14 protein-coding genes and 1 riboswitch are annotated in these 16,448 nt (G+C 72.8%); of the genes, 6 read left to right on the top strand and 8 right to left on the bottom strand.

All coding sequences use genetic code 11. The features are described 5' to 3' along the window. The first annotated feature begins 53 nt into the window (after positions 1-53). On the top strand, positions 54-815 hold the full coding sequence (locus OG370_RS31045; protein WP_328470060.1) for an IclR family transcriptional regulator: 762 nt from the start codon (positions 54-56) through the stop codon (positions 813-815). Positions 816-917: 102 nt separating this feature from the next. Here the strand turns inward: OG370_RS31045 and OG370_RS31040 are convergent, their stop codons facing one another. Continuing rightward, positions 918-2,363, bottom strand: a complete 1,446-nt coding sequence (locus OG370_RS31040) for a gamma-aminobutyraldehyde dehydrogenase (RefSeq protein ID WP_328470058.1) — start codon at positions 2,361-2,363, stop codon at positions 918-920. Positions 2,364-2,569: 206 nt separating this feature from the next. On the opposite strand from OG370_RS31040, the gene OG370_RS31035 reads away from it, so the two are divergent. The 5 genes from OG370_RS31035 (at position 2,570) to OG370_RS31015 (ending at position 8,017) form a co-directional block, all read left to right on the top strand. Then, positions 2,570-3,031, top strand: a complete 462-nt coding sequence (locus OG370_RS31035; RefSeq protein ID WP_328474597.1) for an Lrp/AsnC family transcriptional regulator — start codon at positions 2,570-2,572, stop codon at positions 3,029-3,031. A 2-nt stretch (positions 3,032-3,033) separates the two neighbouring features. After that, the gene (locus OG370_RS31030) at positions 3,034-4,413 is read left to right on the top strand and encodes an aspartate aminotransferase family protein (protein ID WP_328470056.1); all 1,380 of its coding nucleotides are present in this window, start codon (positions 3,034-3,036) and stop codon (positions 4,411-4,413) included. A gap of 351 nt (positions 4,414-4,764) precedes the next feature. Beyond that, a complete protein-coding gene (locus OG370_RS31025) occupies positions 4,765-5,493 on the top strand; it encodes an ABC transporter ATP-binding protein (RefSeq protein ID WP_328470054.1) in 729 nt (242 codons plus the stop codon). Positions 5,494-5,548: 55 nt separating this feature from the next. After that, positions 5,549-6,661 (top strand): hypothetical protein, encoded by a 1,113-nt coding sequence (locus OG370_RS31020; RefSeq protein ID WP_328470052.1) that lies wholly within the window; start codon positions 5,549-5,551, stop codon positions 6,659-6,661. Positions 6,662-6,919: 258 nt separating this feature from the next. Beyond that, on the top strand, positions 6,920-8,017 hold the full coding sequence (locus OG370_RS31015; RefSeq protein ID WP_328474595.1) for an LOG family protein: 1,098 nt from the start codon (positions 6,920-6,922) through the stop codon (positions 8,015-8,017). 168 nt (positions 8,018-8,185) lie between these two features. Here OG370_RS31015 and OG370_RS31010 read toward each other — a convergent pair whose 3' ends face one another. The 7 genes from OG370_RS31010 to pyrH form a co-directional block, all read right to left on the bottom strand. Next, entirely contained in the window at positions 8,186-9,229 is a 1,044-nt protein-coding gene (locus tag OG370_RS31010; protein WP_328470050.1) for an ABC transporter ATP-binding protein, read from the bottom strand. Beyond that, entirely contained in the window at positions 9,226-11,046 is a 1,821-nt protein-coding gene (locus OG370_RS31005) for an ABC transporter permease (protein ID WP_328474593.1), read from the bottom strand. Before OG370_RS31005 ends, OG370_RS31010 begins: the two co-directional genes overlap by 4 nt. A 47-nt stretch (positions 11,047-11,093) precedes the next feature. Beyond that, on the bottom strand, positions 11,094-12,200 hold the full coding sequence (locus OG370_RS31000) for a thiamine ABC transporter substrate-binding protein (RefSeq protein ID WP_328470048.1): 1,107 nt from the start codon (positions 12,198-12,200) through the stop codon (positions 11,094-11,096). After that, positions 12,193-12,329, bottom strand: a riboswitch (TPP riboswitch). Its footprint overlaps the gene before it by 8 nt. Before the next feature lie 53 nt (positions 12,330-12,382). Next, positions 12,383-13,504, bottom strand: a complete 1,122-nt coding sequence (gene rlmN / locus OG370_RS30995; RefSeq protein WP_328470046.1) for a 23S rRNA (adenine(2503)-C(2))-methyltransferase RlmN — start codon at positions 13,502-13,504, stop codon at positions 12,383-12,385. 82 nt (positions 13,505-13,586) lie between these two features. After that, positions 13,587-14,510: a phosphatidate cytidylyltransferase gene (locus OG370_RS30990; RefSeq protein WP_443060774.1), complete on the bottom strand. Its 924-nt coding sequence runs from the start codon at positions 14,508-14,510 to the stop codon at positions 13,587-13,589. A gap of 228 nt (positions 14,511-14,738) precedes the next feature. Further along, complete coding sequence (frr, locus tag OG370_RS30985; RefSeq protein WP_328474589.1) at positions 14,739-15,296, bottom strand: ribosome recycling factor; 558 nt, start codon at positions 15,294-15,296, stop codon at positions 14,739-14,741. Between the two features lie 109 nt (positions 15,297-15,405). Beyond that, positions 15,406-16,224: a UMP kinase gene (gene pyrH, locus OG370_RS30980; RefSeq protein WP_328470044.1), complete on the bottom strand. Its 819-nt coding sequence runs from the start codon at positions 16,222-16,224 to the stop codon at positions 15,406-15,408. Between the last annotated feature and the right edge of the window lie 224 nt (positions 16,225-16,448).

Here is a 16,448-nt window from a genome sequence, read left to right as displayed (position 1 = left end):
CGCCCCTGGAAGCGGGGGTACACCCCCGGTCGAGTCGGCGAAGGGCGAGTGAGATGTCCGGCAACTCCCGTACCCCGGGGCGCACCGTGTCCGCGAAGCTGCTGGCGGTGCTCGACGCGTTCACGCAGCGGACGGGGACCGGCCAGGCACCCGCCGGCGGTCTGCGGCTCAGCGAGATCGCGCGGCGCGCGGACCTGCCCGCGCCCACCGCCCTGCGTCTGGTGCGCGAACTCGTGGCGTGGGGCGGCCTGGAGCGGTTCGCCGACGGTTCGTACCGGCTCGGCACCCGGCTGTGGGCGATCGGCGGGACCTCACCGTGCCCGCACCGCCTGCGCGCGGTGACCCGCGAGCCGCTGCGGGACCTCGCCACCGCCACCGGCGGCCGGGCCGAGGTGGCCGTGCTGGAGCGCGGCGCCGCGCTGGTGCTGGAGGGCGCGGGCCCGGGCGCGGGCGGCGGGGCGGACCGGTTGTCGCTGCACGCCACCGCGCTCGGCAAGGTGCTGCTCGCCTGGGGCCCGCCGGCCCCGGTCGGCCCGACGGAGCGCTTCACCGCCCACACCCGTACTGCGGGTGGCCCGCTGGAGCGGGAGTTGCGGCGGATACGGCAGGCCGGATTCGCGCTGGCCAAGGAGGAGTTCCGGCTCGGCGAGGTGGCGGCGGCGGTGCCGCTGCGTACGGAGGAGGGCAGGGTGGCCGCCGCGCTGGGCGTCACCGTGCTGTCCACGGTGCCCGTGGCGCGGGTGCTGCCGCACCTTCGACGGGCCGCCGCCAGGGCCGGGGTGGTCGGCGGCCCACCGGGGTGGCGGGACGGGTGAGCGCGGGACGGTGCCCGAACGGGCGGCCCGCCCCGGCCCGTCCCGGCCCGACCGACACCGGGATGACAGCCGGCCCGGTGCGGTCACGGCACTACGGCCTGCTCACGCCTCCAGCGACGTCATGACGTGCTTGATCCGGGTGTAGTCCTCGAAGCCGTACGCGGACAGGTCCTTGCCGTAGCCGGACTGCTTGAACCCGCCGTGCGGCATCTCGGCGACCAGCGGGATGTGGGTGTTGATCCACACGCAGCCGAAGTCCAGCTTCTTGGACATCCGCATCGCCCGGCCGTGGTCCTTGGTCCACACCGAGGAGGCAAGGCCGTAGTCCACGTCGTTGGCCCAGGTGAGGGCCTGCTCCTCGTCGGTGAACGACTGCACGGTGATGACCGGGCCGAACACCTCGCGCTGCACGGCCTCGTCGTCCTGCAGCAGCCCGGAGACGACGGTGGGCGCGTAGAAGTAGCCCTCCTCGCCGACCCGGTGGCCGCCCGCCTCGACCTTGGCGTGCGCGGGCAACCGCTCGATGAAGCCGGTGACCTGGGCGAGCTGGTTGGCGTTGTTGAGCGGGCCGAAGAGCACGTCCTCGTCGTCGGGTAGGCCGGTCCTGGTGCCGGCGGCGGCCTTGGCCAGCGCGGCGGTGAACTCCTCGCGCACGCCTTCCTGCACCAGCACCCGGCAGGCGGCGGTGCAGTCCTGGCCGGCGTTGAAGAAGCCGGCCACCGCGATGTCCTCGGCGGCCTTGGCCAGCGCCGCGCTGTCGAGGTCGTCGAAGACCACCACGGGGGCCTTGCCGCCCAGCTCCAGGTGCACCCGCTTGACGTCCTTGGCGGCGGACCCGGCGACCTCGATACCGGCCCGCACCGAGCCGGTGATGGACGCCATCGCCGGCACCGGGTGCTCGACCATCAGCCGGCCGGTGTCGCGGTCGCCGCACACCACGTTGAAGACGCCCTTGGGCAGGACGCCGGCGATGATCTCGGCGAGCAGCACCGTGGAGGCCGGGGTGGTGTCGGACGGCTTGAGCACCACGGTGTTGCCCGCCGCGATCGCCGGGGCGAACTTCCACACCGCCATCATCATCGGGTAGTTCCAGGGCGCGACCTGCGCGCACACCCCGACCGGCTCGCGCCGCACGATGGAGGTCAGGCCCTCCATGTACTCGCCCGCCGAGCGGCCCTCCAGCATCCGGGCGGCGCCGGCGAAGAACCGGATCTGGTCCACCATCGGCGGGACCTCCTCGCTCGCGGTCAGCGCGAGCGGCTTGCCGGTGTTCTCACTCTCCACCGCGACCAGCTCGTCGGCGCGCGCCTCGATCGCGTCGGCGATCTTGAGCAGGGCCTTCTGCCGCTCGGCGGGAGTGGTGTCGCGCCAGCCCGGGAAGGCGGCCTTGGCGGCGGCCATCGCCGCGTCGACGTCGGCCTGGCCGGACAGCGGAGCGGTCGCGTACGCCCGCCCGGTGACCGGGCTGACCACCTCGGTGGTACGCCCGTCGGCGGCGTCGCGGAATTCTCCGTCGATGTGGTTGCGCAGAGTACGGAGTTCGGTCACGGCGCTTGCTCCCTGGTCCTTCTGGTCCATGTCCATGGGGTGAGACGCAGCCCAGCTTAGCGCCAGAACTGCCGTATTCGACACACCCGCCCGGCCAGGACAACCGATTCGGTGTTACAGAAGGCTTAACACAACGGAATTCATCGTGAAGGGCTTGCGGGACCGTCGACCTCTCCTGCACAGTGGTGCGCGTGGCCACTCGTGACATGAACGGCACTTCCGCCTCGATAGACGCGGTGTCGAAGGCGATCATCGAACAGCTCCAGGAGGACGGGCGCCGCCCGTACGCGGCGATCGGCAAGGCCGTGGGGCTGTCGGAGGCCGCGGTGCGCCAGCGGGTGCAGAAACTGCTCGACCAGGGCGTGATGCAGATCGTCGCGGTGACCGACCCGCTCACCGTGGGCTTCCGCCGCCAGGCGATGGTCGGCGTCAACGTCGAGGGCGACCTCGAACCGGTCGCCGACGCGCTCGCGGCCCTCGACGAGGTCGAGTACGTCGTGCTCACCGCCGGCTCCTTCGACCTGCTGGTGGAGATCGTCTGCGAGGACGACGACCACCTGCTGGAGATGATCAACAAGCGCATCCGCGCGCTGCCAGGCGTCCGCTCCACCGAGACCTTCGTCTACCTCAAGCTCCGCAAGCAGACCTACACCTGGGGAACCAGATAGCCATGACCGCTCCGAACGCCGATCAGCCTGATCTGTCGAAGTCCGCGTACGACCACCTGTGGATGCACTTCACCCGCATGTCGGACTACCAGGACGCCCCGGTGCCGACCATCGTCCGCGGCGAGGGCTCCTCCATCTACGACGCGCACGGCAAGCGCTACATCGACGGCCTGTCCGGGCTGTTCGTGGTGCAGGCCGGGCACGGGCGGCACGAACTGGCCGAGACCGCCTACAAGCAGGCGCAGGAGCTGGCCTTCTTCCCGATCTGGAGCTACGCCCACCCCAAGGCGGTCGAACTCGCCGAGCGGCTGGCCGGATACGCCCCCGGGGACCTCAACAAGGTCTTCTTCACCACCGGCGGCGGCGAGGCGGTGGAGACCGCCTGGAAGCTGGCGAAGCAGTACCACAAGCTCACCGGCAACCACACCAAGTACAAGGTGATCTCGCGTGCGGTCGCCTACCACGGCACCCCGCAGGGCGCGCTGTCGATCACCGGACTGCCCGCGCTCAAGGCCCCGTTCGAGCCGCTGGTGCCCGGCGCCCGCAAGGTGCCCAACACCAACATCTACCGCGCCCCGATCCACGGCGACGACCCGGAGGCGTTCGGCCGCTGGGCCGCCGACCAGATCGAGCAGGAGATCGTCTTCGAAGGCCCCGAGACGGTCGCCGCGGTCTTCCTCGAACCGGTGCAGAACGCCGGCGGCTGCTTCCCGCCGCCGCCCGGCTACTTCCAGCGGGTCCGCGAGATCTGCGACCGGTACGACGTCCTGCTCGTCTCCGACGAGGTGATCTGCGCGTTCGGGCGGCTGGGCACGATGTTCGCCTGCGACAAGTTCGACTACGTCCCCGACATGATCACCTGCGCCAAGGGCATGACCTCCGGGTACTCCCCGATCGGCGCGTGCATCATCTCCGACCGGCTGGCCGAGCCGTTCTACCGCGGCGACAACACCTTCCTGCACGGCTACACCTTCGCCGGCCACCCGGTCTCCGCCGCCGTGGCCCTCACCAACCTCGACATCTTCGAGCGCGAAGGGCTCAACCAGCACGTGCTCGACCACGAGGCCGCCTTCCGCGCCACCCTCGACAAGCTGAGCGACCTCCCGATCGTCGGCGACGTACGCGGCAACGGCTTCTTCTACGGCATCGAACTCGTCAAGGACAAGGCGACGAAGGAGACGTTCACCGACGAGGAGACCGAGCGCGTCCTGTACGGCTTCCTGTCCAAGGCGCTCTTCGACAACGGGCTCTACTGCCGCGCCGACGACCGCGGCGACCCCGTCATCCAGCTCGCCCCGCCGCTCATCTCGGAGCAGCCGCTTTTCGATGAGATCGAGGACATCCTCCGCGATGTCCTGCGGACGGCCTGGACCAAACTCTGACGACGCCCCCTCGCCGGGGCGGGGGGGTGCCCTGGCGGGCGGCGGGTGCCCAGGGTGCCTTACAGGGGCGCGGGGAACTGCGCGACCAGCCACCGTCGTGGCGCGCCGGGCCCGCAGGCCCAGGCCCCGCGGCAAGATTGCCGGACCACCGGCAGTGGTGGGTTGCTCGCGCAGTTCCCCGCGCCCCTGGTTGGTGAACGTCCTCCCGGGCGGGGGGCGCTCGGCCGATCGGGGGGTTCGCCGCTGCGCCTGCAAGGAATCGCCGGGGTCGGATGCATACCGTGCCGGAGAGTGACCGGACAGGCGCCGGGCTCGTTGCCCGAGTGAACTCGCAATCCGCGGAGGTACGGCATGGAGGCCCCGCCCGACAACGACGTGCTCTGGGCTCGCGCCCTGCGCCACTCCTACCAGGGCTCGCCCGCGCTGCTCGGCGTGTCCGTCAGCGTGCGGGCCGGGGAGATCCTCGCGCTCGCCGGTCCGCGCGGCTCGGGGAAGTCGACCCTGCTGCGCTGCCTTTCCGGGCAGCTCGTCCCGGACGAGGGCGAGGTGTGGTTCAACAGCGGCCCCGTGCACACGCTGCCCGAGACCGCCCGGGAGCGGCTGCGCCGCGACCGCTTCGGCTGGATCGGCGCCGACCCGCAGCTGCTGCCCGAGCTGAACGTCTGGGAGAACGCCGCGCTGCCGCTGCTGCTGCGCGGCGAGAGCAGCAGGACCGCCCGGGCCGCCGCCTGTGAGTGGCTCGACCGCCTGGACATCGGCGACATCGCCCGCCGGCGCCCGACCGGGCTGCCCGCCGCGAAGCGCCAACGGGTCGCCGTGGCAAGGGCGTTGGTCACCGGACCGGCGGTGGTCTTCGCCGACGAGCCGACCGCCCCGCTGCACCGCAACGACCGCGCCCACGTCCTGCGCACCCTCACCAGCGCGGCCCGCACGCACGGCATCACCGTCGTCCTGGCCACCAGCGACCCCGACATCGCCGCGCACGCCGACCGCGTCATCCCCTTCGCCGACGGCCGCGCCGGAACTGCTGCCCAGGATCAGGACCAGGACCTGTCCGCGCCCCGCCCGGCCACCGTATGAGCGCCCCCGGCGCACACCCGGGCCGCCACGGCGGCGCCGCGGTGCGGAGCGGCTCGTGCTGAGCCTGCGGCTGCTGCGCGGGGCCCGGCCCGCCGCGCTGGGCCGATGGGCCCTGGTGGCGCTCGCGTCGTGCGGCAGCGGCCTGCTCCTGCTGGCGGCCCTCGGCTGGGCGCTGGCGCACCCGAAGGGCGGGACGTCGGACGCCGTCGCACGGCTCGGCTGGTGCGTCGTTCCCCTCGTGGTCACCGTGCAGCTCGCGGTCGCGGTGGGCCGCGCGCAGTCCGGCGGCTGGCCCCGGGCCGGCCTCGCCGCGGTCGGTCTCGGCCGCAACGGCGTGGTGCTGCTGACCGCGGCGACGGTGACCGTGGTGAGCGCGTTCGGCAGCGTGCTGGCCCTGCTCGCCTTCCTCCAACTGCGCGGCGACGTGACGGGCGTGCCCTACCACGGCGTCGGGCCCGGACTGCTCGCGGCGGGCCGGAGCCTGCCGCCGGCCGGCGCGGTGACGCTGCTCGCGCTGGTCCCGCTGACCGCCGGTGTCGCGAGCGCGGCGCGGCTGCGCGCCGAAGGCAAGTCCGCCGAGGACATGCCGGGCGGGCTGCCGTGGGGGGTCGCGCTGGTCGCCGTGGGTCTGGCGATCGAGGTGACGGCGCCCGACGGGCACAGCTTCCCGCTGCCCAGCGGGCTCGGCTCGATGGCCCCGGCCGCGGTCGGCGGCTGGGTGCTGACCGCGGCGGGCCTGGTGCTGGCGGGACCGGGGCTGGTCTACGGCTGCGGGCGGCTGATCGCCGCGTACCGGCCGGGCGGGCTGCGGCTGCTGTCCGGCCGCGGCCTCCAGCACGAGGCGCGGCGGCTCGGCCGCCCGCTCGGCCTGCTCTCGGCGACCGCGGCCGTGGCACTGTCCGGATACGGCCTGCACCAGCACAACGGCCGGACGCTGGGCCCGGTGACCACGTTCGCGGCGACGCTGGTCTGCGTGTGCGTGCTGGCCTCGACCGCGGTGGCCGCCATGGAGTCCCGCACGGAGCGTGCCTCCACCACCGCCGCGCTCCGCGAACTGGCGGTGCCCGCCACCATGCTGCGCGCCTCGGCGGCCGTGCGCACGGGCGCCCTGGTGGTCGCGTTCCTGGTGCCCACGCTGCTGGTCGCGGCGCTGTCCCCGACGCCGTAGCGCCGTATCCCGGATCGCCGGGCACATGACGCGGCGCCGTGTGCGGTCATCCGCGCGGCGCCGCGTCAACAGCGCGACGCCGAGGTCCTCCTTCGCCACGGCCCGGCGCACACCTGAGCGCGCTATCGTGCTCGCGTGCCAGCGCCTACTCCCCCCGATTCGCCCCATCCGCCCCATCCGCGGCTGCCCCGCCCCACGCGCGGCGCCCGCCGTCCGCCGGAGCCGCCGAAGGAGCCCTCGGACGCGGCACCCGAGCCCATCCACCGGGCCCGCAGGGTGGAGACGCTGGAGGAGTTCGACGCGGTCGCGCTCGGTGGGTCGTTCGCGGACTGCCGGGTGCGGGCCGTGGACCTCACCTCGCGGACCTTCGCGCTGCTGGTGACCGACACATCGGAGGCGGTGTTCCTCGGCTGCCCGATGGAGCCGCAGGCCCTGGCGCACGTACGGGCCGGCGGCGCGCTGGTCTTCCCGCTGGTGCCCGGCCTGCCGTTCGACCCGTACCGCGCGGCGCCCTACCGGCCCGAGGAGCTGTACGCGGACCTGGCCGAGGGCGGGTACGCCGCGACGCCGGACGCGCTGACGTACGCGTGGTGGCTGCGGACCTCCGCGGAGGGCGACGTGTTCGCCTCGATGCTGCGCTCCATCCACGACGACGCGGTCTCCGACGTACTGGACGAACGGCTCGGCGGCGCGCGGGTCGTGGGGGTGATGGGCGGGCACACGATGGAGCGCGGCACGGAGGCGTACGCGGGCGCCGCGCGGCTGGGCCGGTCGCTGGCGGAGTCCGGGCTGACGGTGGCGACCGGCGGCGGGCCCGGCGCGATGGAGGCGGCCAACTTCGGGGCGTACGCGGCCGCGTACGACGACGTCATGCTCGGCAAGGCGCTCGACGTGCTGGCGGGCACCCCCTCCTTCACCCCGTCCGTCGACGCCTGGGCGTCGACGGCCTTCGAGGTACGCGACCGCTGGCCGGACGGCGGGCCCTCCTACGGCCTGCCGACCTGGTTCTACGGCCACGAGCCGCCCAACGCCTTCGCCGCGCACATCGCGAAGTTCTTCGCGAACGCCACCCGTGAGGACGGCCTGCTCTCGCGCTGCTCGGCCGGGGCGGTCTTCCTCCCGGGCGCCGCCGGCACCGTCCAGGAGGTCTTCGACGCGGCCACCGCGAACTACTACGGTTCGCACGGTGAGCCCGCGCCGATGGTGCTGGTGGACCATGCGTACTGGACGGACGAGTTGCCGGTCTGGCCGCTGCTCCACGCCTTGGCGGCGGGCCGTTCCATGGGGGGACGGATCGCCCTCGTGGACAGCGTGGACGATGTCCCGGCGGCCCTGGAACGCCTGGGTTCCGCGTAAGCGCACCCGGCCCGCCAGAGCTTCGCCTGGGAGGTCCCCCAACGCCCCTGTTCGTCCAGACGACGATGGCGAGCAGCCATCAACAGGGGCGCGGGGAACTGCGCGACCGGCCCACCACCGGCGGACGGTCCGGGAACCTACGGGACCGGGCAGGACGGGCGGACCGGCTCAGCCTCCCGCAGGGCTGAGCACGACGACGTCCGCCGCCTCGAACGAGGCACCCACGGACGCGCCGAGTTCCGGGGCCTCGCGCAGGGCGCACTCCGCTTCGAGGGCGGGGCCGCGCTCGGGCCGGAGCATGACGCCGACGTGGCCGCCCCGGAAGGTCCGCGAGGTGACCTCGCAGCGCAGCCCGGCGGTGTCGGGTGGGCCGAGCCGCACCCCGGAGGGCCGGACGAGGATCAGGTGCTCGCCGTCGGGGGTCCCGTCCGGGACGGGCAGTTCGCCCCAGCCGGTGACGGCGACGGCACCGCTGACCGTGCCTCCGGTGATGTTGTCGAACCCGAGGAAGCGGGCCACGAACTCGGAGCCGGGCCGCTGCCACACCTCCAGCGGGGTGCCGCTGCGCTCGATCCGCCCGTCCCGCATCACCACCACCCGGTCGGCGAGCGCGAACGCCTCGCCCTGGTCGTGGGTGACGGCCAGCACGGTGGTGCCCAACTGCCCGAACAACCGGCGCAGTTCGACCACGAGCCGCTCCCGCAGGGAGCGGTCGAGCTGGCCCAGCGGCTCGTCGAGCATCAGCAGGCGCGGCTCGGGCGCGAGCGCGCGGGCCAGGGCGACCCGCTGCTGCTCGCCACCGGAAAGCGTGGCGACCGGGCGGGCGGCGGCCCCGGGCAGGCCGACCAGGTCGAGGAGTTCGGCGGTCCGCCGGTCCCGGTCCTCGCGCGGCATCTTGTGCATGCGCGGCCCGAACGCCACGTTGCCGCCGACGTCGCGCTGCGGGAAGAGCTGGTGGTCCTGGAACATCAGCCCGACCCCGCGGCGGTGCGCGGGCACGCCCACCTGGTCGGCGCCGTCCAGCAGCACCCGGCCGCCGTCGAGCGGCTGCAGCCCGGCGACCGCGCGCAGCAGCGTGGACTTGCCACTGCCGCTGGGCCCGAGCACGCAGACGATCTCGTGCGCGGAGGCGTCCAGGCTCACCGCGTCCAGTGCGGTGCGCGCCCCGAACCGTACGGTGGCGGCGTCCAGGCTCAGCAGGGCATCGGTCATCGTGGGCTCTCCGAGCGGGCAGGGGCGGCGGGGGCCTCGGGTACGGCGGAGGGCTCGGGCGCCGTGCGGGATGCATTGGCCCGGGGAGCCGGAGCCAGGCCCTGCGCGGCGGCCCGTACGTCCTTACCGCCCGGCGCGTCCTTGCGGCGCGGCGTCGTACGCCCGGACAGCGGGTACTCCAGGATCAGCAGGCTGGCCGCGCAGACCACCATGAGGATGGTGCTCAGGGCCATCGCCTGGCCGTAGTTCATCTCGCCGGCCCGGCCGAGCAGGCGGGAGACGGCCACCGGGAGGGTGGGGCTGTCGGGCCGGGCGATGAAGACCGTGGCGCCGAACTCGCCGAGCGACACCGCGAACGCGAACCCGGCCGCGATGCCCAACGCCCGCCCGACCAGGGGCAGTTCGACCTCGCGCCAGACCCGTAGCGGGGACGCGCCGAGCACTGCGGCGGCCTCCCGCAGCCGCTCGTCGACCGCCCTCAGCACCGGCAGCATCACCCGTACCACGAACGGCGCGCCGACCAGCGCCTGCGCGAGCGGCACCAGCAGCCAGGAGTCGCGCAGGTCGAGCGGCGGCTTGTCGAGCGTGATCAGGAAGCCGAAGCCGACCGTGACCGCGGAGGTGCCCAGCGGCAGCATCAGCAGCCCGTCGAAGCCGCGCATCAGCCGCCCGCTGCGGCGGGTGAGCGCGGCCGCGGCCAGCCCGCCGACCAGCAGGGCGATGACGGTCGCGGCGGCGGCGTAGCGCAGCGAGTTCCAGACCGTGTGCAGCGGTGAGACGAGGAAGGTCCCGTCGGCGCTGGTGGAGCCGAGCGCGCGGTAGAAGGCGAAGCCGTAGCCGTTCGGGCCGTCGAGGGAGCGGGCCGCGAGCACGCCGAGCGGCAGCAGGATCAGCAGCGCGATCGACCCGAGGACGGCGGCGAGCAGCGTGCGTTCGCCCGCGCCGCGCGGGCGGTGCGCGGTGCCGGCCGGGTCGACCAGCCGCAGCGCGGACTCGCGGCGGCGGGCCGTCCACGCGTGCACGGCCAGGATCGCGACGACCGCGACGAGTTGGAGCAGGGTGAGCACGGCCGCGGTGGGCAGGTCGAAGATCTCTGCGGTCTCCCGGTAGATCTCGACCTCCAGGGTGGCGCGGGTGGGGCCGCCGAGGATCTGGATCACGCCGAAGGAGGTGAAGGTGAACAGGAAGACCATCACCGCGGCCGACGCGACGGAGGGGGCGAGGGCGGGCAGGGTGACGCGGCGCCAGGCGGCGAGGCGGCCCGCGCCGAGCATGCGGGCGGCCTCCTCCTGGCGCGGGTCGAGTTGCGCCCACAGGCCGCCGACGGTGCGGACGACCACGGCGTAGTTGAAGAAGACGTGCGCGATCAGGATCGCCCACACGGAGGTGTCCAGGCGTACGCCGAAGAGGCTGTCGGTGAAGCCGCCCTGCCCGAGCAGCGCGAGGAACGCCGAGCCGGCGACGACGGTCGGCAGCACGAACGGCACGGTGACCACGGCCCGCAGCAGCCGCTTGCCGGGGAAGTCCAGCCGGGCGAAGGCGTACGCGCCGGGCAGCGCGACCGCGAGGGTCAGCGCGGTGGACGCGCCGGCCTGCCAGCAGGTGAACCACAGCACGTGCCGTACCGAGCCGTCGCCGAGCACGTCGCCGATCCGGCCGAGCCGCCAGTGGCCGCCCGGGTGCAGGCCCCGGCCGACGATGGACGCCACCGGGTAGGCGAAGAAGGCGGCGAAGAACGCCAGCGGCAGGGCGGCCAGGGCTAGCCCGGTCGCGGTGCGGCGGCGCCCCGCCTTCCGGTTGGCAGGCCCTGCCTCCAGCTTGGCGGACCCTGCCTCCAGGTTGCCGGGCCCCGCCTTCCCGACGGCTACAGGACGATCGAGTTCCACGACTTCACCCAGTCGTCCCGCTTCGCGGCGATCTTGTCGGGCGCGAGCGTCGTCGGGTGCGGGACCTTCGCGCCGTACTTGGTGAACACCTCCGGCTCGGTGGCGCCCTTCACCACCGGGTCGACGTACATCTGGAGCGGCATGTCCTGCTGGAAGGTCCTGCTGAGCATGAAGTCGATGAACGCCTCGGCGCCCGCCGGGTTCTTCGCGCCGTGCAGCACTCCGGCGAACTCGATCTGGCGGAAGCAGGTGCCGGTGGCCACCCCGACGGGTGACTGCGCGGGCGGCGGGTTGACGCCGACCACCTCGGCGGGCGGGCTGGAGGCGTAGGAGACCACCAGCGGCTTGTCGCCCTTGGCCTTCTTCCCGGCGGCCGACCCGGAGAAGGCGCTGTCGTACGCCTGCTCCCAACTGTCGACGACCTGGACGCCGTTGGCCTTCAGCTTCTTCCAGTACGCCTGCCATCCCGCGTCGCCGTAGGTGGCGGCGGTGCCCAGCAGGAAGGCCAGGCCCGGCGAGGAGGTGGAGACGTTCTCGGTGACCAGCAGGTTCTTGTACTGCGGCTTGATCAGGTCGGCGAAGGTCTGCGGCGGCGCGAGGTGGTGGGAGGTGAAGTAGGCGCGGTCGTAGTTGACGCAGACGTCGCCGGAGTCGATCGGCGTCACCCGGTGCTTGCCCGCGTCGAGTTGGACGTCGGCGGGCACCTGGTCCAGGCCCTTGGCGGTGTAGGAGTCGAACAGGCCGTTGCCGAGGGCGCGGGAGAGCAGGGTGTTGTCGACGCCGAAGAAGACGTCGCCGCGCGGGTGGTCCTTGGTGAGGATGGCCTGATTGACCGCCGCGCCCGCGTCGCCGCCGCGCAGCACCTTGACGGTGTAGCCGGTCTCCTTGGTGAACTCCGCCATCACCGACTTGGAGGCCGCGAACGAGTCGTGGCTGACCAGGGTGACGGTCTTCGACGGCTTGCCGCCGGACGCCTTGCCGGAGCCGGAGTCGGACCCCGAGCCGCCGCAGCCGGCGAGGACGGTGGCGCCCGCGGTGGCGAGGACGAGCGCGCCCACGGCACGCCGACGAATGGTGCTCTTCACTGTGCTGACTCCCTACGCCGGTATGACCCGGATCAGGTGGGAGGGTCTGCGGCCTGGGCTTCTCGACGGTCTCGCCGTCGCCCCAGCCGCACTCTCAGCGCCGTCTCAGGCGCTCCCCTGTCGGATGTTCATTTGTCCAGATGTTCATTCAAGCGGTGCGACCAGCGCACCTGCGCACCGTATCAGCGCGCGGACGCGGCCAGCTGACCGCAGGCCCCGTCGATCTCCTGACCGCGGGTGTCCCGTACGGTCACGGGCACGCCGTGCGCCTGAAGGGCGGCCACGAACGCCCGCTCGTCCTCCGGGCGGGAGGCGGTCCACTTCGAGCCCGGGGTGGGGTTGAGCGGGATCAGGTTGACGTGCACCCGGTGGTTCTTGAGCAGCTTGCCGAGCCGGTCGGCACGCCACGCCTGGTCGTTCACGTCGCGGATCAGGGCGTACTCGATGGAGACGCGGCGGCCGGAGACGTCGGCGTAGTGCCAGGCGGCGTCCAGCACCTCGCGGACCTTCCAGCGGGTGTTGACCGGCACGAGGGTGTCGCGCAGTTCGTCGTCGGGGGCGTGCAGGGACACCGCGAGGCGGCACTTGAAGCCCTCGTCGGCGAACCGGTGCATCGCGGGGACCAGGCCGACCGTGGAGACGGTGATGCCGCGCTGGGACAGCCCGAGCCCGTCGGGCGCCGGGTCGGTGAGGCGGCGGATCGCGTCGATGACCCGGCGGTAGTTCGCCAGCGGCTCGCCCATGCCCATGAAGACGATGTTCGACAGCCGGTCCGGGGCGGCGCCGGGGCCCGCGCCGGGCACCTCGCCGTCGCGCAGCGCGCGCATCCCGGCGACGATCTGGTGCACGATCTCCGCGGTCGACAGGTTCCGGTCCAGACCCGCCTGGCCGGTGGCGCAGAACGGGCAGTTCATCCCGCAGCCCGCCTGCGACGAGATACACATCGTCACCCGGTCCGGGTACCGCATCAGCACCGACTCGACCAGGGTCCCGTCGAACAGCCGCCACAGCGTCTTGCGGGTCTCCCCGTCGTCACACGACGCGTGCCGCACCACCGTCATCAGCTCCGGCAGCAGATCTCCGGCCAGCTTGCCCCGCGCCCCGGCCGGAATGTCCGTCCAGGCCGCCGGGTCGTCCGCGTAGCGCGCGAAGTAGTGCTGCGACAACTGCTTGGCCCGGAACGGCTTCTCCCCCAGCTCCGCCACCGCCTCCCTCCGCTCCGCGGGCGACAGGTCGGCAAGATGCCGCGGCGGCTTCTTGGCCCCGCGCGGCACGGCAAACGTCAGTTCTCCGGGTACAGGCATGATGCCTACCAGTGTCGCAGACTCCGCGGAGTGCCCTGTTCGTACGGCCGGCGCCGTGCGAGGGCCGGGCGCGGGTGGGTGGTCAGCCCTGGCCGACGAAGGCCACGAGGAGGAGCCAGACGACCGGGGCGGTGGGGAGGAGGGAGTCGAGGCGGTCCATGATGCCGCCGTGGCCCGGGAGGAGGGTGCCCATGTCCTTGATGCCGAGGTCGCGCTTGATCATGGACTCGCCGAGGTCCCCGAGGGTGGCGCTGACGGCGGCGGCGAGGCCGAGCAGCAGGCCCTGCCACCAGCGGCCGTCGTCCACGAAGAACTGCATGAGCAGCGCGCCGGCCACCATGGCGAAGGAGATCGCGCCGAACAACCCCTCCCGGGTCTTGCCGGGGCTGATCCGGGGGGCGAGCTTGTGGCTGCCGAAGCGCCAGCCGACCGCGTAGGCGCCGGTGTCGCTGATCACGGTGAGCAGGAGGAACACCAGCACCCGGCGCGGGCCGTCGTCGGCGGCGAGCATCATGACGACGAAGGTGGCCAGGAAGGGCACGTAGAACGCGGCGAAGACGGCCGCGGTCACGTCGCGCAGGTAGTCCTCCGGCGGCTTGGCCATCCGCCAGACCAGGACCGCGAGCGCGGTCAGCGCCATCGCGATCCACGCGCCGTCGGCGCCCTTCAGGTACCCCGCGATCACCATGGCGGTGCCGCCGATCGCCAGCGGGATCAGCGGCGCCTGGATCTGCTTGCGCTCGGCGAGCCGGGAGGTCAGCTCCCACAGGCCGATCACCACCGCGACCACCACGATGCCGACGAACACCGCCTTGACGACGAAGAGCGCCGCGACCACCACCGCGCCGAGGCCGACGCCGACCCCTATCGCCGCCCGCAGGTCCCGGCCGGCGGACTTCTTCGCGGGCGCGGCCGGCGGCTCGGACCCGCCCGCTCCGGAACCGGGTCCGGGGCCCCGGCCCGGTGGCGGCGGGTCCTGGGGCGGCGAAGGGGGTGGCGGCGGCATGGTGGAGATCTTCCTCCTGACCCCGGGCTCCGTGGCGGAACCCGCCGCGTGACCGGCACGTGGCGAAACGCCCCAGGAAGAATCGTTCACGGAGCGTCGCCTCGCGTCGTCGTCAGGGTGGTGGTCGGCGTGGTGGTCGGCGGGTGTGGTCGGCCGGGAGATGTGCGACCCGGGCAGGGGGCGGTGTGCGCGGAGAAGCGAATCTCCACGCGGTGTGCTGCGCGGAGGTCAGACCTCCAGCAGCTCCGTCTCCTTGTGCTTGAGCAGCTCGTCGATCTGCGCCACGTACTTCGACGTGGTGTCGTCGAGCTCCTTCTCCGCGCGGCGCACCTCGTCCTCGCCGGTCTCGCCGTCCTTGACGAGCTTGTCCAGGGTCTCCTTGGCCTTGCGCCGGACGCTGCGGATGGAGATCTTCGCGTCCTCGCCCTTGGTCTTGGCGACCTTGATGTACTCGCGCCGGCGCTCCTCGGTGAGCTGCGGGAACACCACCCGGATGATCCGGCCGTCGTTGCTGGGGTTCACACCGAGGTCGGAGTTGCGGATCGCCTCTTCGATGTTGCGCAGGCTGCTGCTGTCGAAGGGGGTGATCACGGCCATCCGCGGCTCGGGCACCGCGAAGGAGGCGAGCTGGTTGATCGGGGTGACCGCGCCGTAGTACTCGGCGACGATCTTGTTGAACATCGCCGGGTGCGCACGGCCGGTGCGGATCGCCGCGAAGTCGTCCTTGGCGACGACGACGGCCTTCTCCATCTTCTCCTCGGCCTCAAGGAGGGTCTCTTCAATCACCATGTGCTCCTGGTATTCAGAAGGCAGAGCCGTCGGGTCGGGGCCCCTGCGCACGTCTTCCTGCACGGTCTCGGACCGGGCAGCCTGTTGTCCATACCGTCCGCGCCGGTCACGCCCTGGTGCCCTGGTCGTTGACCAGTGTGCCGATCTTCTCACCCTTGACGGCGCGGGCGATGTTGCCCTCGGCGAGCAGTTCGAAGACCAGGATGGGCAGTTTGTTGTCCTGGCAGAGGGTGATCGCCGTGAGGTCGGCGACCCGCAGGTCGCGGGCGATCAGCTCGCCGTACTCCAGGGCGTCGAAGCGGACGGCGTTCGGATTGTGCTTGGGGTCGGAGTCGTAGACCCCGTCCACCCCGTTCTTGCCCATCAGCATCGCCACCGCGTCGATCTCCAGGGCGCGCTGGGCGGCGGTGGTGTCGGTGGAGAAGTAGGGCATGCCCATGCCCGCGCCGAAGATCACCACGCGGCCCTTCTCCAGGTGCCGGACGGCCCGCAGCGGGATGTACGGCTCGGCGACCTGGCCCATGGTGATGGCAGTCTGCACCCGGGTCTCGATGCCCTCCTTCTCCAGGAAGTCCTGGAGCGCGAGGCAGTTCATCACGGTGCCGAGCATGCCCATGTAGTCGGAGCGGGCCCGGTCCATGCCGCGCTGCTGGAGTTCGGCGCCGCGGAAGAAGTTGCCGCCACCGAGCACGACCGCGATCTCGTAGCCCTCGCGGACCACCGCGGCGATCTCCCGGGCGATGGCGTGCACGACGTCGGGGTCGACGCCGAGACCGCCGCCTCCGGCGAACGCCTCACCGGAGAGCTTGAGCAGGTAGCGGCGGGGAGTGGACCCGTCGCGGCCTTCGTGACGCCGTCCGCCGTCGTCGTCGTGGGTGGGGGTGTGGTCGCGGGCCTTGCCGGCGCCTTCGGCACCATCATCCATGGGAGATCTCCTCGTGCACGTACCGAGGAGGCCATTGCCGTGGGTCCTTGTCGGTTCCCGGTACGGCAATGGCCTCCTCGTCACCTCTGCGGCCGGCCGGCGGGCGACCGGCCGCGTACGGCCCCAGCGGGACCGTCTGTCTGTCGCCGCGCGGCCGCGGGGCGACCGTGCGGACGTGGGTGGCAGCCCGCCGCGGCCGAGTGGTGTCCGCGGCCGGACCGGCG

Source organism: Streptomyces sp. NBC_00448, assembly GCF_036014115.1.
In the GTDB taxonomy this organism is placed as follows: domain Bacteria; phylum Actinomycetota; class Actinomycetes; order Streptomycetales; family Streptomycetaceae; genus Actinacidiphila.
The sequence above is the reverse complement of the archived record's forward strand: the minus strand, read 5'-3'. Positions and strand labels throughout refer to the sequence as shown.